We start from the raw sequence: 18,301 nt of genomic DNA on the forward strand, positions 1-18,301 counted from the left end.
TTGGCTTCGATGAACTGAAGCAACTTGCTGCCGAAAACTTCATAACTCGTTGTTTACCAAAGAGTTTTCCGTTTCGACTGCGCCGGAAGTGGGGCGAATTATAGGCTTTCAAATTTTGCCGTCAAGGCTTAATTCAGGTTTTCTATCAATACAGCTGCAAACTCTATGATCCTTCTATATCGAAAGACTTAAACGGCAAATTGAGCAATATATTGCTCATTACTGAACAGTTAAGCATCATAGCGACATCTGCTCATCGACTATGACTTCGGAAGAACACCTCCAATGACCTCCCCTCCCCGCGGCCTGGCCTGCGCACTGTTTCCCGTCGGCCTGCTGTTGATCGCTATGGCATCCATCCAATCCGGTGCCTCACTGGCCAAGAGCATGTTTCCTATTGTCGGCGCGCAAGGCACTACTACCCTGCGCTTGATCTTCGCCAGCGTGATCATGCTGCTTCTATTACGCCCATGGCGCGCCAAGCTGACGGCTAAGTCCCTGCGCACAGTGATCATCTAAGGAATGGCGCTGGGTGGCATGAACTTCCTCTTCTATATGTCCCTGCGCACCGTGCCCTTGGGAATTGCTGTAGCACTGGAATTCACAGGCCCGCTCGCCGTCGCTATCTACGCGTCGCGGCGAGCAGTCGACTTCCTCTGGATTGCCCTCGCTGCCATCGGTCTGCTCCTTCTAATCCCAATGGGCGAGACCAGCAGCGGTATCGACTGGGCTGGGGCCGCTTACGCGCTCGGAGCAGGCGTATGCTGGGCGCTCTATATCCTGTTTGGCCAAAAGGCGGGGAATGACAACGGTATCCAGACCGCCGCCCTCGGCGTAATGATTGCAGCCCTGTTCGTAGCGCCGATCGGCATCGTGCATGCCGGCGCCGCATTGCTGACGCCCGCCCTGATTCCTATCGCCATTGGCGTTGCGATTCTGTCGACGGCCTTGCCCTATACGTTGGAGATGGTCGCACTGACTCGCCTTCCCGCACGCACGTTCGGTACGCTGATGAGTATCGAACCGGCGTTCGGCGCTCTCTCCGGCCTGTTCTTCCTGCATGAGCACCTATCCCTCGCCCAGTGGCTGGCGATTACCTGCATTATCCTGGCTTCCGTGGGCGCCACTTTGACGATGCGCAACGAATCACAACCGCTGGTGCCCGCCGACTGACCTCTTTAACAACAGCTCTGGTATTTGCCGCTCATTTAGGCCATGTTTAAGCCGTAACCGAATGTCATTCATGGAGAATTTCGACACGGACAGCATGAACGCTACGCTCGAGAGCGAGTAAGTGGCTCTGTTCTTTTGCGGAGCGGCTATTAAGGATGGGAATGAAACGAATTTTGATACTGTTGCTGGTTGTGGGCATCGCTGGCTGTGCTGCAACCACAAAAACAGAAGTGAAACGGGGCAAAAAAGGGCTGCACATCAACTGTTCTGGCCTGTCCTCCTCCTGGGACCAGTGCTACACCAGTGCAGCCAATTCATGCGGCGCCAAGGGTTATCGAGTGATCGCCAAATCCGGCGACAACTCCGAGGAGCCTGGGGACTATCCCTTCGGCCTCAATCCTGCCGGCTATACCAGCCGTAGTATGATCGTCATCTGTAAATAGCTGCCGAGCAGCCTCTCTTGGCTGCTCGTCTCAAATTCCCACCACATTCCAAATGCCTTTTGCGACACGGCGGCTAAACTCCTGCTCGATCATCGATCCAATGGAGTTCCCATGACGCACAACAAGAAAGTCGTATTGGTAGTCGGTGCAGGTGACGCAACCGGTGGCGCCATCGCCAAGCGCTTTGCCCGCGAAGGCTACATTGCCTGCGTTACCCGGCGCAGCGCCGACAAACTGCAACCCCTGGTAGACAGTATCCAATCGGCAGGCGGTGAGGCCCACGGCTTTGCCTGTGACGCACGTAAAGAAGAAGACGTTGTCGCACTGGTCGAGCAAATCGAGACCGAACTGGGGCCTATTGAAGCGTTTGTCTTCAACATCGGCGCCAACGTGCCTTGCAGCATTCTGGAAGAAACCCCACGCAAATATTTCAAAATCTGGGAAATGGCGTGTTTTTCCGGTTTCTTGAATGCACGTGAAGTTGCCAAGCGAATGGTCACCCGTAACCGCGGCACCCTCCTGTTCACCGGCGCGACTGCGGGCTTGCGCGGAGCCGCAGGGTTCGCCGCGTTCGCCGGTGCAAAGCACGGTATTCGCGCCCTCGCCCAAAGCATGGCGCGGGAATTAGGCCCGATGGGCATCCACGTCGCCCATGTAGTGGTCGACGGGGCCATCGATACCGACTTCATTCGCGAGAACTTCCCGCAAAAATACGCCCTCAAGGACCAGGACGGCATTCTCAACCCAGACCACATTGCCGACAACTACTGGTACCTGCATAGCCAGCCACGTGACGCGTGGACGTTCGAACTGGATCTGCGCCCCTGGAACGAACCCTGGTAGCACGCCCCTATAACAATAAGCAGCGAGTATCGACCATGAGTAAAACCCTGGAGTTTTTCTTCGATCTGGGCAGCCCTGCCACTTACCTGGCCTACACCCAGCTGCCGGCTCTCTGCGCCGAAACCGGCGCACAGCTGGTGTATCGCCCGATGCTGTTGGGTGGCGTATTCAAAGCCACTGGCAATGCCTCACCGATCATGGTGCCGGCCAAGGGGCGCTATATGCTGGATGACCTGGCGCGGTACGCCAAACGCTACAACGTGACACTTAGGTTCAACCCGCACTTCCCCATCAATACACTGGTACTGATGCGCGCAATCACCGGCATGCAAATCCACCAGCCTGAGCGCTTCCTCGACTTTATCGATTGCCTGTTCCGTGCGCTCTGGGTAGAAGGCCGTCACCTGGGCGATCCCGAGGTGGTGGCCAGCGTACTCAGCGAACAGGGGTTCGATCCAGGGCAAGTACTGGCCCTGTCCAATGACGAAGCCGTCAAGAACACCCTCAAGGACAACACCGAACAAGCCGTTAAACGCGGCGTGTTCGGTGCCCCCAGCTTTTTTGTGGGCGATCAGCTGTTCTTTGGCCAGGACCGTCTGGACTTTGTGCGCGAAGCCCTCAGCTAGATTTCGCTTGCAGCCGGCACGCGCCGGCTGCAACAAATCAAATAGCCACAGTGCGCACCTGCAGCCACTCGAGCGCCGCACCACTGAGCAACGGGCTCAAGCGCTCACGCACTTGGGCGTGGTAGGCGTTGAACCACTCGCGCTCGTCTGCCGTCAGCAGCGACGGCTCCAGGCAACGGGTATCAATCGGGCACAGGGTCAGGGTTTCGAACTTGAGGAATTCGCCAAACTCGGTCTTGCCCGCTTCACGGTTCAGTACCAGGTTTTCAATACGCACGCCCCAACGGCCAGGACGATAAGTACCTGGTTCAATCGAAGTAATCATCCCCGGCTGCATCGCCGTTTGTGGCGCAGCAACGGCCTGGTAGGCAATGACCTGCGGGCCCTCATGCACATTGAGGAAATAACCTACGCCATGACCTGTGCCGTGGCCGTAGTCCACCCCTTCGGCCCAGATCGGCGCACGGGCAATGGCGTCCAGCAACGGTGACAGAATGCCTTTGGGGAAGTGCGCACGGGACAGGGCAATCACACCCTTGAGCACCCGTGTGCAATCGCGTTTCTGCTCTGCACTCGGCGTACCGATGGGCACCATCCGCGTGATGTCGGTGGTCCCACCCAGGTATTGGCCACCCGAGTCGATCAACAACAAGCCATCCCCTTCGATCAGCGCGTGCTCTTCTTCGGTGGCGTGGTAGTGCGGCATGGCGCCATTGGCGTTGAACGCGGCAATGGTGTTGAAGCTCAGCGACACATAGCCAGGGCGACGGGTACGCGCAGCGGTCAGGTGTTCGTCGATAGTCAGTTCGGTAATGCGCTCGCGGCCCAGGGCGCTATCGAGCCAGGCGAAAAATTCGCACAATGCCGCGCCATCCTGCTCCATCGCCTGGCGGATATGTTCCGCGTCCGCCAGGCTCTTGCGCGATTTGGCAAGCGTGGTCGGGTTCAGACCTTCCACCAGCTTGACGCCAGCGTCGAGGTTTTCCAGCAAGCCTGCCGTCACGCGTGCGGGGTCCACCTGCAAGCTTGCACCCGACGGCACGGCACGCAGCGCATCGGCCACGTCGCTGTAGTCGCGCAAGGTCACGCCATCCTGCTCAAGCACGGCCCTCAGTTCGGCATCGACCTTGCCCAGCGCCACAAACAAGGTGGCCTGCTGTTGATTGATCAACGCAAAGGACACGAACACCGGATTGAACGACACATCACCGCCGCGCAGGTTGAATAACCAGGCGATGTCATCCAGTGTCGCGATGAAATGCCAATCGGCGCCCTTATCTTTCAAGCTGGCGCGCAATGCGGCAAGTTTCTCGCCACGGCTGACGGTGGCTTGGGGCGGCAGATGCTGGTAGATCGGCTGGTTCGGCAGCGCCGGGCGGTCTTGCCAGACCTCGTTGAGCAGGTCGATATCGGTACGCAAACGTGCACCGCGCTCGGCCAGCTTGCTACCAAGCGTACGCGCCGAGGCCACGGCCATGACCGCGCCATCCACGGCCACCACCCCGCCTTCCGGGGTTTGCTCGGCCAGCCACTCAAGCGGCCCAGGTTGGCCCGGTTGCAGTTTGACCAACTCGATACCGCTGCCCTTGAGTTCCTTGGTCGCCTGTTCCCAGTAGCGGCTATCAGCCCAGACCCCGGCGAAATCCGCCGTGACGATCAGTGTCCCCACCGAACCATGAAACCCTGACAACCATTGGCGCCCTTGCCAGTAACCCGGCAAGTATTCGGACAAGTGTGGGTCGGCCGATGGCACCAGCAGGGCATGAATGCCCTCGCGGTGCATCAGTTCACGGGTATGCGCCAGGCGCTGGGGAACCGTTCCATGGGTCAAAGGCTGCGTACTCATTGTGTCTCCTGCTAACCACTAATAATTGTTATGTACTGCAAATGATAAATCAGACCGCCCAAAACGCCGGCGCGCTGGCCAGTGCAGCCTTGATCAGCCGTGCCGCTTCGTCGATGTCCTGTTCGGTGGTAAACCGGCCCAGGCTCAAACGGATAGTGCGTCCGGCGCTGCGAGCATCATGCCCCAAGGCCAGGAGCACATGGGACGGCGCGTTGCTTGCAGAATTGCACGCGGAAGTCGCGGAAAAGGCAACGCCCGCGCTCAGCGCGGCGGAATTGAATTCGCCTTCGCTGAACGTCAGGCTGAGGGTATGTGGAATACGCTGGGTGGGGCTGCCATTGAGACGCAGGCCGGCGACTGACGCCAGTTGGTCCAGCAGGCGCTGGCGCAGCGCAACAATCGTGGCCTTCTCATCAGCGAAGGACGCCGCCGCCAAGGCGAATGCTGTGCCCATACCCGCAATCTGATGGGTCGCCAGGGTGCCGGAACGCAAGCCCCCTTCATGACCACCACCGTGAATCTGCGCCAATACCCTCTGCTGTGCCCGAGGCCCGACGTACAACGCGCCGATACCCTTGGGGCCGTACAGCTTGTGCGCTGAGAACGACATCAAGTCCACCGGCCACAGGGCCAGATCAATGGCCACCTTGCCCGCCCCTTGCGCCGCATCCACATGCAACAAAGCGCCATGCTCACGCACACGGGCGCCGATGGCTGGGATGTCATTCAGGGTGCCCAGTTCGTTATTGACGAGCATCAGCGAGACCAGGAAGGTGTCCTCGCGCAGGGCTTCGCTGACGGCATCGACGCTGATCAAGCCGTGCGCATCCGGCACCAGGTAAGTCACCGCCACGCCGGCGTCCTGCAATTGCCGCGCGGTGTCCAGCGTGGCCTTGTGCTCAATCTGGCTGGTGATGATATGCCCACCCGCCACACCACGGGCCTGGGCCACGCCCTTGAGCGCCAGGTTGTTGGATTCTGTAGCACCGGAGGTCCAGACGATCTGCTCGGGCTCGGCGCCGACCAACTCGGCGACCTGGCGACGCGCCTGCTCAACCGTATGCCGAGCAGCCTGGCCGAACGCATGGGAACTGGACGCAGGGTTACCGAAATTGGCATTGAAGCCCAGACACTCGACCATCACCTGGATAACCCGCTCATCCACCGGTGTGGTGGCGGCATAGTCGAAATACAACGGACGTTTATTCATGACGTTAAAAACTCGCAGAGCGTATTCCCGAGAGCAGCGTCTCAGGAGGCATCGACCAGAACAGAGGTCGTCAGGTTTAACTGATCGAGTGCCATTAAAGAAGGACCACTTTGTTTAAATGTGCGTAGGAACGCTCCTGAAATTCAGCTTAACAGGCTGAGGTAGCCCCATGGCAAACAAAAAGCCCGAGGTTCCTTGTGGGAAGCCTCGGGCTTTTTGCCGCAGGAAGCGGGCTCAACTGGGACGACCATGCACGACGACGCTGCGCTCGGCGTTCATTTCACCGTGGTGATCAAAACCAAAGGGTTGCGGTGGCTGACCAAGCAACGCCGCGCGCTGGCGTTGATAGTCGTCAAACGACAAACCACGGCGGCCCAGGGCTTCCAGAGCCAATTGTCTGGTTTCTTCCGCGGTATAAGGCCGTAGCTCCGGTGACGGCTGGGACGCACAACCTGCGAGGACAGAGGTGACAAGTAAAAAAGAAACAGCGAGCAAACGGTTCATGGCAGAGGCCCTGCGAAGGTGGTTTCAAGTCAATGAACACAGGCTACTCCCGCCCCTTCGCGGTGAAAAATCACCGTCCGTGATAGTCGCTATCAACCGTTACGGCCTACCAGATAGCACCTTCTACTTATTCATTTTAGCTTTATAAATATAGATATACGTTCGTTTACGGAATAACCATATCATTCTATACCTAACCCCCCGACGATATGAACCCGTCCCTGCCTATCCCGACGCTCCATTTCAAACAGAGGTGCCCATGCAGCTTTTGACCCGCCCGCCCTCGCCCGCCCTCGCGACGTCGATCCCCGCCACGGCCCAGGTTTTCGAAGACTCCAAATCCCAGGCGTTGCTCGAACATATCCGGCAAGTGGCGCCGAGCGAAGCCAGCGTACTGATCATCGGCGAGACCGGCACCGGCAAGGAACTGGTGGCTCGGCATATCCACAACCTCAGCGCACGGCGCAACCGGCGGTTCGTGGCGGTGAACTGCGGAGCCTTCTCTGAATCCCTGGTGGAGGCCGAGCTGTTCGGCCACGAGAAAGGCGCGTTTACCGGAGCCCTTTGCGCCAAGGCCGGCTGGTTCGAAGAAGCGGACGGCGGCACTTTGTTTCTCGATGAAATCGGTGACTTGCCGATGACCATTCAGGTCAAGTTGCTGCGGGTGTTGCAGGAGCGTGAAGTAGTGCGCCTGGGGTCGCGCAAGAGCATTCCTATCGATGTGCGGGTCTTGGCCGCCACCAACGTGCAACTGGAAAAGGCCATCAACGCCGGGCACTTCCGCGAAGACCTCTACTACCGCCTCGACGTGGTCAGCCTGGAGCTCAGCCCACTGCGCGAGCGCCCCGGCGATATCCTGCCGTTGACCCGGCACTTTATCGAAACCTATAGCCGGCGCCTGGGCTACGGCCTGGCCACCATCAGCCGCGAAGCTGAGCACAAGCTCCGTAGCTACAGCTGGCCGGGCAATATTCGCGAGCTGGAAAACGTGATTCACCACACGCTGCTGACCTGCCGCAACGGCGTGATCGAGCGCGACGACCTGCGCCTGTCGAACCTGCGCATCAAGCGCCAGGACGACAGCCGGCATGGCTCCGATAACAGCGCCGAAGCCCTGCTGGCACGAACGTTTCAAAAGCTCTTCGAGGAGCAGGCCGGCGCCCTGCACGAAAAGGTCGAGGACGAGCTATTGCGCGCCGCTTACCACTTCAGCCATTACAACCAGGTGCACACTGCCAACCTGCTGGGCTTGAGCCGCAATGTGACGCGCACGCGCCTGATCAAGATCGGCGAGTTGGCAGTGAACAAGCGCCGGCCAGGGAAAAACCTGCAAGGCGAGCGAATGCTGCATCTATCCATTTAGCCGGCAGTGCAACGCATCGTCCTGGCTGCGCTCAAAACTGCGCAGCACTTGGAACGAACCGAAGGTCACGGCCGTGGCCTGGTGAGAGCGGATCAGCGTCCAGAAATCCGCATCGCCCTGCTCAAAGCACTTGAAGGCTGCCTCACCGGCCTCGCGGGATTGCCATTGCAGGTAATTGAGCACCCGCCGACCATCATCGCTGACCTGTACGCTAGCGCTCAAAAAGCCGCCATGGCCGTCGGCCAGGCGCTCGCTCTGGGTGGTCAAGGCTGCCACCAGGGCGGATTGTTGACGGGGTTCGATGTGAAATTCGATCAATTGGGTGAAGCTGCGATTTTTCTCTGATACCTGCATGAATACGCCCCTTTCTTTGTAGGCAGAATCTTGCGACTCGATGCCACGCAGGGTAAAACCTCTAGTTAAGTCGAGGTCAAGCACTGTCTGGGAGTTTTTCATGCTCAACAAGGAACTCAGCGTCGGTCAGCTGGCGGCCCGCAGCGGTGTGGCGGTCACCGCCCTGCACTTCTACGAATCCAAGGGGCTGATCAAGAGCAATCGCAATGCCGGCAACCAACGGCGTTATCCACGGGACGTACTGCGGCGGGTGGTGGTGATCAAGATCGCCCAGCGCTTGGGCATTCCACTGGCGACCATTGGCGAAGCATTGCAGACGCTGCCCGATGGGCGTACGCCGAACGCTCACGACTGGGAGCGCCTGTCGGCGTTGTGGCGTGAAGACCTGGACGAGCGCATCAACAAGCTGATGCGGTTGCGAGATAAGCTCAATGGCTGCATCGGTTGTGGGTGCCTGTCGATGCAGGCGTGCCCGCTGCGCAACCAGGATGACCAACTGGGCGAGCGCGGCCCCGGTGCCCAGCTGTTGGAGCCCACGCTGGATACCGAGCTGTAAGCCCGATCAAATGGTGGGAGGGGCGCTGCGGCGTGACCTATAGTGAAAAGGCTGTCACTCCATAACTACAATCAAGGAGAACGTTATGAGCGTTAAACCTATTCCCGACGGTTATCACGGCATTACCCCCTATCTGGGAATTGATAAAGCTGCTGAGGCGATCGAGTTCTACCAGAAAGCCTTTGGCGCCACCGTGTCCATGCGACTGGACATGCCCGACGGCAGGGTCGGCCACGCCGAGCTGCGTATTGGCGAAGCGGTGATCATGCTCGGCACCCCTTGCGATGAAACGGCTTTGCGCAACCCGGATACACACCCCAGTGTCGGGTTGCACCTGTATGTCGAGCATGTAGATGCACAGTTCACACGAGCCATTGAGGCCGGCGCCATCGAAGTGTCCACGCCGCAGGACCAGTTCTATGGCGACCGATCTGCGAGTGTGAAGGATCCGTTCGGGCACCTGTGGTTCCTGGCTACACACAAGGAAGACCTGACCGAGGAGCAAATCCGCCAGCGTGCCATGGAGATGTTCAAACCGTAGTGCACATTGGAGTTGGGAGGAGCTTGCCCCCAGTGGCATGGGTATCTACACAACTTTGGCGGGGCCTTCAGGGAAAAAGCTTGCTCTCCCTGGAGCCTGGCAGCCAACCGCTATCTAACTGATACTCTACGATCCAAATGTGGGAGGGGCGGTGCGACGATTCGACTGGCTCCCGATGGCGGCCTGACAGCCGACCAGGATGCTGGATCAGACCGAGTACATATCCGTTATTTGGGCAACGGCCACTTAGGGTTCCGCTTTTACAGCGGGTCACTTTTGAAAAGCCGGAATGCCGGCCCAGGCAAAAGTAACCGAAACGCTCTTGCCCCACCACTCGGCACCTCGCCCAGGCTCGGTGTGCCCGTAATCCGCCATGGTTGGGCCGCCGCGCCATCCATGGCGCGGGCAGCTCGCTCAGCCACCCCCAAAATCCATGGCGAATTCCGGCCAGCGTGGTTTAACGGGGCGCCTAAGATCAAAAGCAGAGCAAGAGCAAGAGCAAGCAGCGAGTCAACACGATCCAATGTGTAGATACCTATGTCCCAATGGCGGTGTGCCAGCCAGCGCATGTTCAACTGGCAGACCGCTATCGTGGGCAAGCCCCCTCCCACATAGGACCTCCTCTGTTTGAAGGGCCGGGCTTCTACACACTTCATGAACATCCCCCCCACACTTTTCCCCTTGCCCCAACCGCCGTGTGATTCCAGGATGCAGGTCATCATCACAAGGAGTCACTCCATGTTCGCCGGCTTTGAGAAAGACCAGTGCCACGTCAACGGCGTAGACATCAACTACCGCAGAGGCGGTACAGGCCCCGGCCTGCTTCTGCTCCACGGGCACCCGCAAACCCATGTCATCTGGCATAAAGTCGCCGAGCAATTGGCCGAACACTTCAGCGTGGTGGCTGCCGACCTGCGCGGTTATGGCGACAGCAGCAAGCCACCGGCCGACGAACACCACACCCATTATTCGAAACGGCAAATGGCCCGGGACGGTGTCGAACTGATGCAGGCCCTGGGCTTCGACACCTTCTCGGTACTGGCCCACGACCGTGGCGCCCGCGTCGCCCATCGCCTGGCCCTGGATCACCCCAAGGCCGTTAAGCGCATGGTGCTGCTGGATATCGCGCCAACCCTGGCGATGTACGCCCAGACCGATGAAGCCTTCGCCCGCGCCTACTGGCACTGGTTCTTCCTGATCCGCCCGGCGCCGTTGCCGGAAGCCCTGATCGAAGCTAACCCCGAGTTGTACCTGCGCAGCGTCATGGGCAGCCGCAGCGCCGGGCTCAAGCCGTTCACCGACGAAGCCTTCGCCGAGTACCTGCGCTGCCTGACATTGCCCGGCACCGCCACCGGTATCTGCGAGGACTACCGCGCTGCCGCGAGCGTCGACCTGGAACATGACCAGGCTGACATCGACGCCGGCCATCATCTGAATCTGCCTCTATTGGTGTTATGGGGCGCCGACGGCACCGTCGGCCGCTGTTTCGACCCACTCGGAGAATGGCAGAAAGTCGCCACTAACGTACATGGCAAGGCGGTACCGGCCGGGCACTACATAGCCGAAGAGGCGCCGGAGTTATTGTTGAGTGAAGCCCTGCCCTTCCTTCGCGCAGCCAAATGAGCTGTGGACTCCCGTCGTGGCCGCTACCCGCGCACAGCGGCCTCCCCAACCGATGCTATCCTGGCGACTCACCCTCCCACACCTGCCTGCGATGACGAACAAAAAAGCCACCGTGCCCCTGCCCGAAGACCTGCGGGTATTGCTCACCGTGATCCGCAAGGCCGGCTTTGCCGCAGCCGCCGACGAACTGGGCTTGTCCCCGGCCTATGTCAGCAAGCGTATCCAGATCCTCGAAACCACCCTGGCCACGCGCCTGCTGCACCGCACCAGCCGACGCATAGCCCTGACCGAAGACGGCGAACGGGTGCAGCGTTGGGCCGTGCGCATCCTCGAAGACTTCCAGCAACTCTCGGAGGAACTGTCCGACGCCCATGACAGCCCCCGTGGGCACCTGCACTTGTGCAGCAGCTTCGGCTTCGGTCGCAACCATGTGGCCCCGGCCCTGTCATTGCTGGCGGAAAAATACCCAGGACTGGACATCCGCCTGGACCTGTTCGACCGCGTGGTGGATATCGTCAGCGAAGGCTTCGACCTGGAGATTCGGGTGGGCGATGACATCCCCGGCCAGCACATCGGCCGGCGTCTGGTGAGCAATCGTCGAGTGCTGTGCGCCGCACCGTCCTACTTGCAACGCCGGGGTACGCCGCGGCAATTGAGCGACCTGGAGCACCATGACTGCCTGGTGATCAAGGAGCGCGATAACGCCTTCGGCATCTGGAACCTGGAGCGTGACGGCACAGCGCACAGCGTGCGCGTTCGCGGGCCGCTGTCCTCCAACAACGGCGAGATCGTGTTGCAGTGGGCATTGGACGGGCGCGGTGTACTGCTGCGCTCTATGTGGGACGTGAAGCCGTTGCTGGAGCAAGGCCAACTGGTACAGGTGCTGCACGACTACACCCAGAGCGCCAACGTGTGGGCGGTGTACCCGACACGCCTGGCCTACTCCGGCAAACTGAGGGCCTGTGTGGAGTTTCTACAGGAGCACTTCAAGGGTTTGTCGATCTGACCCTCCGATGGGCGGTGCAGCCCAACCATATCGTCATGACCACCAACGCGGTCAATGGCAGCCCATGAAACAACACGATCACCTGGGCCGGCGTCCACGTCACATAGAACGGCCCGACCACCAGCATGCCCACGCCGAATCCGGCCATCTGGATCAAGGTCAAGAGGCTGAACAGCGGCAAGCGCAAGCTATCGGGCTCGCTTTGCGCACGGGAGATCAATGCCACCTCGGACAACCCGTCGCCCAGCCCCGCCCACACCACCAGCAGCAATGCCAGCCACAGTTCGGTCTGTTGGAAAGTCAGGATAAAGCCACTGGACATCAACGCCACACCGAGCATGAACAAACGCTCCATGCCTTGAGTGCCACAGCCTTTCAACACCGCGCTGGCGATGCGCGCGCCAACAAACTTGCCACAGGCCCACACGGCCAGCAGATAGCCCATGACCGTCTTGGCCGTGTCCGGCGAGATGTACTGCGACAGCACTGGCCAGCCGACGTTATGCGCCGCGCTGCCGAGGGTGTCGAGCATGCTGATCAGCAACATCGCGGCCAGCACAGGCGCACCGCGCAGCCCCTTGGTCAGTTCGTGCCATTCGGCGGCGAGCCCGCGATGGGCGGTGACAGCAACGCTATACAACGCGCGCAACGGCAAGACCAGGCAAGCGGCAATCACATAGGTACCGATGTTGACGGCAAACACCGCTTCAAATCCGCCCGTGGCGATCAGCAAGCCCGAGAGCAAACTACCGAAGACCGCGCCAGTGGCGGCCGCCGAGGTGATCCATGCGTTGGTATTGACTCGCTGCTCAAGTGCGACCCAGGTGGGCAACTGACTGTTGAGGCCAATGGCAAACAGCGAATTGCACAGGCCGATACCAAAGGCGATAAAGGGGAGAAGGGTGAGTTGATGGGCCGGTAACAACACCAGCAGCGGCGTCAGTAACAGCGCCCGGACCAAGTCCAATCCTGCCAACGTCCCACGCCCGGCAAACCGACGAAAAAACGGAATGCCAAACAGGCTGGCAACAATCCCGCCGGTGACCCGGCACGCCAGGAAGATGCTGACAAACACTACGCTCTGGCTGAGCCAGTACACATAAGTGGACAGCGCCACCATATTGAGGAACGCACCGAAATCCGACACGCCGCGGGCAAAGATGATCAGGCGTGCGTTGCGGGTCGACAGGGTCGGTTGAGGATCAACGTTCAGCACATCCATGTTACGAACTTTCCTTGAGTAAGCCGACGCCCATGTCGGTCCCACTTAAGTCGACAAGGCACCCGGTGTCAACCGAGCCAGGGCTTCGTCGCCAGGTGCTGGCGCTCAAATGCCTTGATCTGCTCGCTGCGCTGCAAGGTGCTCCCGATTGCATCCAGGCCGAGTAACAGTGCCGTTTTGCGCAAGGTGTCGATCTGGAACGGGATCAACTGACCATCCGCCAGACGGATCTGCTGGGCCTCAAGGTCAATAGTGATCTGCGCCTGACCCGCTTGACTGATGGTTTGCGCAAGCCGGTGTAACACCGTCTGTTCCAGAGTGATCAATAACAGCCCGTTGCGCTGGCAGTTGTCATGGAAAATTCCGGCGAAGCTGCTGCCGATCAAGGCGCGAATGCCCATTTGCTTCAGGCCCCACACCGCATGCTCGCGGCTGGAACCACAGCCGAAGTTCGGCCCCACTACCATAAAGTTCGCGCCCTGCCAGGCCGGTTGATTAAGCACAAACTCGGGATCTGGCGCACCGGACGGCAAAAAACGCAGGTCAAAAAACAGCCCACGGTCCAGGCCATCGCGATCGATGCCCTTGAGGAACTGCTTGGGCATGATCACGTCGGTATCGATATTGGCCGCCAGCATCGGTGCGGCCTTGCCTGTGACCAGGGTGAAGGGTTGCAGGCTCATGGGCGCTCTCCCAGGTCGCGGATATCGGTGAGCCGGCCGGTGATGGCGGCAGCGGCGACCATCGCCGGGCTCATCAAGTGAGTGCGTGCGCCCGCGCCTTGGCGGCCTTCGAAATTCCGATTGGTACTCGAAGCGCAGCGGTCGCCGGGGGCCAGTACATCGTCGTTCATCGCCAGGCACATCGAGCAGCCCGACTGACGCCATTCGAAACCAGCGTTGATAAAGATCGCGGCCAGCCCTTCGGCTTCGGCCTGGTCCCTGACTTGCGTGGAGCCCGGTACGATCATCGCCCGTACATGCTCGGCCACCTGTTTGCCGCGCACCACGCGGGCGGCGTCGCGCAGGTCTTCGATGCGCGCGTTGGTGCAGGAACCGATAAATGCATGGCTGATGACGATATCGCTCAGCGGCATGCCGGGCTCCAGGCCCATGTAATCGAGGGCGCGACGCATGCCCTGGCGCAGGATCAGGTCGCTGACGTGCTGCGGGTCGGGCACGCGGGCGCCAATGGGCACGGCCTGGTCGGGGCTGGTGCCCCATGTGACCATGGGTTCCAGGGTGGCGGCATCCAGTTGGACTTCGCGGTCAAACACCGCGGCCTCGTCACTGCGCAGCGTGCGCCATTGACGCAGGGCTTGTTCCCAAAGTGCCCCCTGGGGGGCGCGAGGCTTGTCCTTGAGGTAGGTGAACACCTTGTCATCCGGCGCCATGAACGCGCCGCGGGCGCCAGCCTCCACGGCCATATTGCAGATGGTCATGCGCGCTTCGACACTCAGGGCATCGATGGTGGAGCCACGGAACTCGATGGCGTAGCCGGTGGCGCCGGATGCACCGATCTGGCTGATCAGCGCCATGATCACGTCCTTGGAAGTCAGGCCCGGCGCCAACTCGCCATCGACGCTCACTAGCAGGGTTTTCAAGCGTTTATAGACCAGGGTCTGGGTGGCCAGTAGATGCTCGATTTCCGAGGTGCCGATGCCAAAGCCGAATGCGCCGAGGGCGCCGTAGGTGGTGGTGTGGCTGTCACCGGCGGCAATCACCATACCGGGCAGGATAAACCCCTGCTCCGGCGCAATCACGTGTTCGATGCCTTGACGCTTGTCGAGGACATCCAGCAGTTCGATGCCGAAATCCCGGCAGTTTTCCGCCAGGTAGGCCACCTGTCGCGCCGCGCCGGCATCCGGCATGGTCGCGACCCGCGTGGGAGTGGTGGGGTTCACATGGTCGACCACCGCCAGCGCCGTGCCGGGGCGCCACACCGGGCGCCCGGCCTCGCGCAAGCCGCTGAACGCCTGGGGGCTGGTGTATTCGTTGATTACCTGGCGGTCTATATAAAGCAAAACATGGCCCTGCTCATCCAGGGCGCACACCGTATGGGAGTCGATGTGTTTGTCGTAGAGGGTTCTGGCAGTCATTTTCTTGCGGGCTCGCTCGACGGTGTCTGCCCATCCTAGCCAGCCGCCCTGCCCCATCAACGGCGACAGGGTGATCGCATGAAACATGTTTCGTGTTCGATCAGCCTTTCAATGCCACCTGGATGCGAACCTGAAACATTTTCTTTCATATAAGCCTTAGGGATTTCTCATTCTCATCCGTCTTAATTTAGATACAGCCCGTCGCGTCAGCAAAAGCTACGACTGGCCTTTTCCGGGCCTACATTGCCCCCTCCGATCAAGACCCTCATTAATCATGTCGAAGAAGTCACGCTCCAAACTCTGGTTTCTCGTGCATAGCTGGCTGGCATTGCCCATCTGGTTCTTTGTACTGATCGTCTGCGTTACCGGCACCCTGGCGGTGGTCAGCCAGGAAATCGTCTGGCTGGCCAACCCGGATATCCGTGCGAGCAAACCGTCGGATGACGCCCAGCCGCTGAGCTTTGGCCAGGTGATCGCCGCCATCAAGCGCGATGAACCCCAGGCTATCGTGCAATCCATCAGCCGCCCGGATGAATCGCACTTCGCCCTGAGTGTCGACCTCAGCTACCCGGATGGACGTTCCGTGGAGGTCTACGCCAACCCCTATACCGGAGCGATCCAGGGCATCAGTCCGTCGTTCAACTTCCAGCAATTCACCCGTGCCTTGCATGGCTGGTGGCTGGTGCCGTTCACCAACGGCTACAGCTGGGGCTGGTACCTGGTGTCCTTGCTTGGCTTGCCGCTGCTGGCCTCGCTGGTCACCGGCCTGGTGGTGTACAAGCGCTTCTGGAAAGGTTTCTTCAAGCCAACCCTGCGTTTTCGCCACGGTGCGCGCATTTTCTGGGGAGACTTCCACCGCCTCAGCGGTATCTGGTCGATCTGGTTTATCGCGGTCATTTCCATCACCGGCATCTGGTTCCTGATCCAGGCGATCCTGGGCGACAACCAGATTTCCATCTCCAGCGAGCCGGTCGTACCGGTGATCGCCCGGGAGAAAGTGCCAACCTCCGGGCCTGGCGTGCCCGCGCCGATGATTGCGCTGGACGACGCAATCAAGATTGCGAGCCAACGCATCCCCGGGCTGGAGGCTTCTTTCCTGGTCCTGCCGTTCAACGCCTACAGCCATTTGCAGATCGGCGGCCGTGGCTGGTACCCACTGATGTTCCAGACTGCGCAACTGAACCCCTATGACGGTGAAATCGCCGTCACGAACCTGTTGTCGGACCGTACTGCGCTGGAGTTCGTCACCGAATCCATGCGCCCGCTGCACACCGGTGACTTTGGCGGTTTGTGGATCAAGTTGATCTGGGCATTCTTCGGCCTGGTGCTGAGCATGATGGTACTGAGCGGCTTGCTGATCTGGACCAAGCGCACCGCCCTGGCCACCCTCAACGCCCTCAAGCGCGAAGCCAAGACCCAGCGGCAACCCGCGCCTATCCCGGCCATGCAGGCTGAAACCTCGGAGGCCCAACGATGAGCAAGGTCGCGACTGTACCGCCGTCCCCCCTGCGCGCCTTCTGGCTGAAATGGCGTTTCCATATCAACATTTTGCTGTTGCTCGTGCCACTGGGGTTCATGCCCAAGTACTTCGCCGATGCCGCGCTGTTTCGCGGGGATACCGGTATCGGCGAACGCGTGGCTGGGCAAGTGCAGGTCGGCCCGTGGAGCCTGACCCTCGCCGAGCTGCGCAATGAAGGCCCACGGCCGGACCCTGCCGGACCGATGAAATTATTCAATGCCGCCCTGTGTGACACCTGCACCAATCAGGTCAAGGCCACCTACCTGCGCATCGGCAAGCCGCGCAGCCTGCGCGCCGCCGGGGTCATCTTCTTTGGTACGCCGTACCGCATGGGCGCCGCCCTGCCGGTGCCGGAACGCACACCGGTAGACGCCGAAGTGTGGGTGACCATGGAAGGCTGGGACGGCAGCATGCACCAGGGTTCCATCCCGCTGAGCCAGGCCTCGCCTGCCACCATTGCCTGGCTGAACAAGCAAGGAGTCAAACCATGACCTTCAAGCGCCTGACCCGCGCCGCACTGTTGCTGTGCGCGGCTTTCAGTACCACCGCCTTTGCCCATAACCCGATGTGCGAATGCAAGGAAATCCCCGGCGAGCAGATCCAATGCAAGGGCGGTTTTTCCGACGGCAGCGGCGCCCCCGGTGTGACCCTGGATGTGATCGGCTACGACGAAACCATCCTGGTGCCGGGCAAGCTCGGCGAGGATTCGACCTTGACCTTCAAGAAGCCTGCGGCCGAGTTCTACGTGTTGTTTGATGCCGGCCCCGGCCACGTCGTGGAAATCGACCAAGCGGATATCCAGGCGCAATGACTACCACACAGGTTGTACGCCCCGCCGGTGCAGGTCATGAAACCCTCTATGTGCTGCTGTTGTGCCTGATCATCCTGGCGGTGGCGGGGACGGTGGTGGCGCTGCATGGTGAAACCCAGGCAGTCGCGGCCGTGCCAAGCCACCAGTTGGACGCCCGCCGCGACCTGAGCGCCGCCGAACAAGGCATCTATGCCGACCTGCGGGTGACGCTGGATGAAATCCACTTGTTGCAGCAGGAGCAGAGCGCCCTGCCGACGCCTGAGCAACTGGCCAAGGAAGGCTTCGCGCCCTTTGCCCAGGACGCCAGTTCGGTCAGCCGTGGCGACCATCGCTGGCAGTTGCTGGCCCCGGCCGCCTACCTGGGTTTGAGCCAGGTTCCGGCCACCAGCGGTTCGCTGCTGATGCGCGTGCAGGGCAACGAGCCGGATATCTGGCTCAACCGCAGCGCCAACCTCGCCGCCCCTTCCGACCTCACTGACCAGGCGCTGATTGCAGCCGGCTGGCAGCAAGTGGTCGCGCAATTCGATGCCGGCGTCACCCGCCAGCACCGTCACTGAACGAGA

The 18,301-nt window shown here is 60.4% G+C and carries 19 protein-coding genes and 1 pseudogene; 13 read left to right on the forward strand and 7 right to left on the reverse strand.

Annotation, left to right across the window (positions count from 1 at the left end; genetic code table 11):
- Positions 1–285 precede the first annotated feature (285 nt).
- The 4 genes and pseudogenes from rhtA to KVH01_RS27535 all read left to right on the forward strand — a co-directional run bounded on the left by rhtA (position 286) and on the right by KVH01_RS27535 (position 3,085).
- Positions 286–1,173 (forward strand): annotated as a pseudogene (gene rhtA, locus KVH01_RS27520) (threonine/homoserine exporter RhtA).
- Between the two features lie 161 nt (positions 1,174–1,334).
- Positions 1,335–1,616, forward strand: coding sequence for a hypothetical protein (locus KVH01_RS27525; RefSeq protein WP_003190182.1), 282 nt, complete (start codon positions 1,335–1,337; stop codon positions 1,614–1,616).
- Between the two features lie 111 nt (positions 1,617–1,727).
- The gene (locus KVH01_RS27530; RefSeq protein ID WP_217883612.1) at positions 1,728–2,459 is read left to right on the forward strand and encodes an SDR family oxidoreductase; all 732 of its coding nucleotides are present in this window, start codon (positions 1,728–1,730) and stop codon (positions 2,457–2,459) included.
- A 35-nt stretch (positions 2,460–2,494) separates the two neighbouring features.
- Entirely contained in the window at positions 2,495–3,085 is a 591-nt protein-coding gene (locus KVH01_RS27535; protein ID WP_217883613.1) for a 2-hydroxychromene-2-carboxylate isomerase, read from the forward strand.
- 37 nt (positions 3,086–3,122) lie between these two features.
- Here the strand turns inward: KVH01_RS27535 and KVH01_RS27540 are convergent, their stop codons facing one another.
- The 3 genes from KVH01_RS27540 to KVH01_RS27550 all read right to left on the reverse strand — a co-directional run bounded on the left by KVH01_RS27540 (position 3,123) and on the right by KVH01_RS27550 (position 6,645).
- Positions 3,123–4,931: an aminopeptidase P family protein gene (locus KVH01_RS27540; protein ID WP_217883614.1), complete on the reverse strand. Its 1,809-nt coding sequence runs from the start codon at positions 4,929–4,931 to the stop codon at positions 3,123–3,125.
- Positions 4,932–4,980: 49 nt separating this feature from the next.
- On the reverse strand, positions 4,981–6,141 hold the full coding sequence (locus KVH01_RS27545; RefSeq protein WP_217883615.1) for a cysteine desulfurase family protein: 1,161 nt from the start codon (positions 6,139–6,141) through the stop codon (positions 4,981–4,983).
- Between the two features lie 234 nt (positions 6,142–6,375).
- Positions 6,376–6,645, reverse strand: coding sequence for a hypothetical protein (locus KVH01_RS27550; protein ID WP_217883616.1), 270 nt, complete (start codon positions 6,643–6,645; stop codon positions 6,376–6,378).
- Positions 6,646–6,904: 259 nt separating this feature from the next.
- Between KVH01_RS27550 and KVH01_RS27555 the strand changes: the two genes are divergently transcribed.
- The gene (locus tag KVH01_RS27555; protein ID WP_217883617.1) at positions 6,905–8,008 is read left to right on the forward strand and encodes a sigma-54 interaction domain-containing protein; all 1,104 of its coding nucleotides are present in this window, start codon (positions 6,905–6,907) and stop codon (positions 8,006–8,008) included.
- Here KVH01_RS27555 and KVH01_RS27560 read toward each other — a convergent pair.
- Positions 7,997–8,362 (reverse strand): antibiotic biosynthesis monooxygenase, encoded by a 366-nt coding sequence (locus KVH01_RS27560; protein WP_217883618.1) that lies wholly within the window; start codon positions 8,360–8,362, stop codon positions 7,997–7,999. The two genes, KVH01_RS27555 and KVH01_RS27560, sit on opposite strands and share 12 nt — an antisense overlap.
- Before the next feature lie 100 nt (positions 8,363–8,462).
- Here KVH01_RS27560 and soxR point away from each other — a divergent pair, with 100 nt between their 5' ends.
- From soxR to KVH01_RS27580, 4 genes are all read left to right on the forward strand, one after another.
- Positions 8,463–8,918 carry a redox-sensitive transcriptional activator SoxR gene (gene soxR, locus KVH01_RS27565; protein ID WP_217883619.1) on the forward strand — a complete coding sequence of 152 codons (456 nt, stop codon included), beginning with the start codon at positions 8,463–8,465 and terminating at the stop codon, positions 8,916–8,918.
- An 85-nt stretch (positions 8,919–9,003) separates the two neighbouring features.
- The gene (locus KVH01_RS27570; RefSeq protein ID WP_217883620.1) at positions 9,004–9,459 is read left to right on the forward strand and encodes a VOC family protein; all 456 of its coding nucleotides are present in this window, start codon (positions 9,004–9,006) and stop codon (positions 9,457–9,459) included.
- Positions 9,460–10,197: 738 nt separating this feature from the next.
- Positions 10,198–11,082 carry an alpha/beta fold hydrolase gene (locus tag KVH01_RS27575; RefSeq protein WP_217883621.1) on the forward strand — a complete coding sequence of 295 codons (885 nt, stop codon included), beginning with the start codon at positions 10,198–10,200 and terminating at the stop codon, positions 11,080–11,082.
- 91 nt (positions 11,083–11,173) lie between these two features.
- Positions 11,174–12,088, forward strand: a complete 915-nt coding sequence (locus KVH01_RS27580; RefSeq protein ID WP_124421704.1) for a LysR substrate-binding domain-containing protein — start codon at positions 11,174–11,176, stop codon at positions 12,086–12,088.
- Here the strand turns inward: KVH01_RS27580 and KVH01_RS27585 are convergent.
- From KVH01_RS27585 to leuC, 3 genes are all read right to left on the reverse strand, one after another.
- Positions 12,069–13,310 carry an MFS transporter gene (locus tag KVH01_RS27585; protein ID WP_404822110.1) on the reverse strand — a complete coding sequence of 414 codons (1,242 nt, stop codon included), beginning with the start codon at positions 13,308–13,310 and terminating at the stop codon, positions 12,069–12,071. The two genes, KVH01_RS27580 and KVH01_RS27585, sit on opposite strands and share 20 nt — an antisense overlap.
- 68 nt (positions 13,311–13,378) lie before the next feature.
- A complete protein-coding gene (leuD, locus tag KVH01_RS27590) occupies positions 13,379–13,993 on the reverse strand; it encodes a 3-isopropylmalate dehydratase small subunit (protein WP_043050329.1) in 615 nt (204 codons plus the stop codon).
- Positions 13,990–15,408 (reverse strand): 3-isopropylmalate dehydratase large subunit, encoded by a 1,419-nt coding sequence (gene leuC, locus KVH01_RS27595; protein WP_217883663.1) that lies wholly within the window; start codon positions 15,406–15,408, stop codon positions 13,990–13,992. Before leuC ends, leuD begins: the two co-directional genes overlap by 4 nt.
- A 274-nt stretch (positions 15,409–15,682) precedes the next feature.
- Here leuC and KVH01_RS27600 point away from each other — a divergent pair, with 274 nt between their 5' ends.
- From KVH01_RS27600 to KVH01_RS27615, 4 genes are read left to right on the forward strand one after another with little or no spacing between them, the layout of a single operon-like run.
- The gene (locus KVH01_RS27600) at positions 15,683–16,885 is read left to right on the forward strand and encodes a PepSY-associated TM helix domain-containing protein (RefSeq protein ID WP_217883622.1); all 1,203 of its coding nucleotides are present in this window, start codon (positions 15,683–15,685) and stop codon (positions 16,883–16,885) included.
- On the forward strand, positions 16,882–17,418 hold the full coding sequence (locus KVH01_RS27605) for a hypothetical protein (RefSeq protein ID WP_043050327.1): 537 nt from the start codon (positions 16,882–16,884) through the stop codon (positions 17,416–17,418). Before KVH01_RS27600 ends, KVH01_RS27605 begins: the two co-directional genes overlap by 4 nt.
- The gene (locus KVH01_RS27610) at positions 17,415–17,738 is read left to right on the forward strand and encodes a hypothetical protein (protein WP_043050326.1); all 324 of its coding nucleotides are present in this window, start codon (positions 17,415–17,417) and stop codon (positions 17,736–17,738) included. Before KVH01_RS27605 ends, KVH01_RS27610 begins: the two co-directional genes overlap by 4 nt.
- A complete protein-coding gene (locus KVH01_RS27615) occupies positions 17,735–18,295 on the forward strand; it encodes a DUF6162 family protein (RefSeq protein WP_043050325.1) in 561 nt (186 codons plus the stop codon). Before KVH01_RS27610 ends, KVH01_RS27615 begins: the two co-directional genes overlap by 4 nt.
- The last annotated feature ends 6 nt before the right edge of the window (positions 18,296–18,301 follow it).

Source organism: Pseudomonas khavaziana, assembly GCF_019145205.1.
Classification (GTDB): domain Bacteria; phylum Pseudomonadota; class Gammaproteobacteria; order Pseudomonadales; family Pseudomonadaceae; genus Aquipseudomonas; species Aquipseudomonas khavaziana.

Excerpts from the sequence above, each read along its gene's own strand:
- KVH01_RS27610 (WP_043050326.1), top strand. The coding sequence starts at position 17,415 with ATGACCTTCAAGCGCCTGACCCGCGCCGCACTGTTGCTGTGCGCGGCT.
- KVH01_RS27540 (WP_217883614.1), bottom strand. The coding sequence starts at position 4,931 with ATGAGTACGCAGCCTTTGACCCATGGAACGGTTCCCCAGCGCCTGGCG.
- leuD (WP_043050329.1), bottom strand. The coding sequence starts at position 13,993 with ATGAGCCTGCAACCCTTCACCCTGGTCACAGGCAAGGCCGCACCGATG.
- KVH01_RS27545 (WP_217883615.1), bottom strand. The coding sequence starts at position 6,141 with ATGAATAAACGTCCGTTGTATTTCGACTATGCCGCCACCACACCGGTG.
- KVH01_RS27575 (WP_217883621.1), top strand. The coding sequence starts at position 10,198 with ATGTTCGCCGGCTTTGAGAAAGACCAGTGCCACGTCAACGGCGTAGAC.
- KVH01_RS27560 (WP_217883618.1), bottom strand. The coding sequence starts at position 8,362 with ATGCAGGTATCAGAGAAAAATCGCAGCTTCACCCAATTGATCGAATTT.
- KVH01_RS27550 (WP_217883616.1), bottom strand. The coding sequence starts at position 6,645 with ATGAACCGTTTGCTCGCTGTTTCTTTTTTACTTGTCACCTCTGTCCTC.
- KVH01_RS27555 (WP_217883617.1), top strand. The coding sequence starts at position 6,905 with ATGCAGCTTTTGACCCGCCCGCCCTCGCCCGCCCTCGCGACGTCGATC.
- soxR (WP_217883619.1), top strand. The coding sequence starts at position 8,463 with ATGCTCAACAAGGAACTCAGCGTCGGTCAGCTGGCGGCCCGCAGCGGT.
- KVH01_RS27525 (WP_003190182.1), top strand. The coding sequence starts at position 1,335 with ATGAAACGAATTTTGATACTGTTGCTGGTTGTGGGCATCGCTGGCTGT.
- KVH01_RS27530 (WP_217883612.1), top strand. The coding sequence starts at position 1,728 with ATGACGCACAACAAGAAAGTCGTATTGGTAGTCGGTGCAGGTGACGCA.
- KVH01_RS27570 (WP_217883620.1), top strand. The coding sequence starts at position 9,004 with ATGAGCGTTAAACCTATTCCCGACGGTTATCACGGCATTACCCCCTAT.
- KVH01_RS27615 (WP_043050325.1), top strand. The coding sequence starts at position 17,735 with ATGACTACCACACAGGTTGTACGCCCCGCCGGTGCAGGTCATGAAACC.
- KVH01_RS27605 (WP_043050327.1), top strand. The coding sequence starts at position 16,882 with ATGAGCAAGGTCGCGACTGTACCGCCGTCCCCCCTGCGCGCCTTCTGG.
- KVH01_RS27535 (WP_217883613.1), top strand. The coding sequence starts at position 2,495 with ATGAGTAAAACCCTGGAGTTTTTCTTCGATCTGGGCAGCCCTGCCACT.
- KVH01_RS27600 (WP_217883622.1), top strand. The coding sequence starts at position 15,683 with ATGTCGAAGAAGTCACGCTCCAAACTCTGGTTTCTCGTGCATAGCTGG.
- KVH01_RS27580 (WP_124421704.1), top strand. The coding sequence starts at position 11,174 with ATGACGAACAAAAAAGCCACCGTGCCCCTGCCCGAAGACCTGCGGGTA.
- leuC (WP_217883663.1), bottom strand. The coding sequence starts at position 15,408 with ATGACTGCCAGAACCCTCTACGACAAACACATCGACTCCCATACGGTG.
- KVH01_RS27585 (WP_404822110.1), bottom strand. The coding sequence starts at position 13,310 with ATGGATGTGCTGAACGTTGATCCTCAACCGACCCTGTCGACCCGCAAC.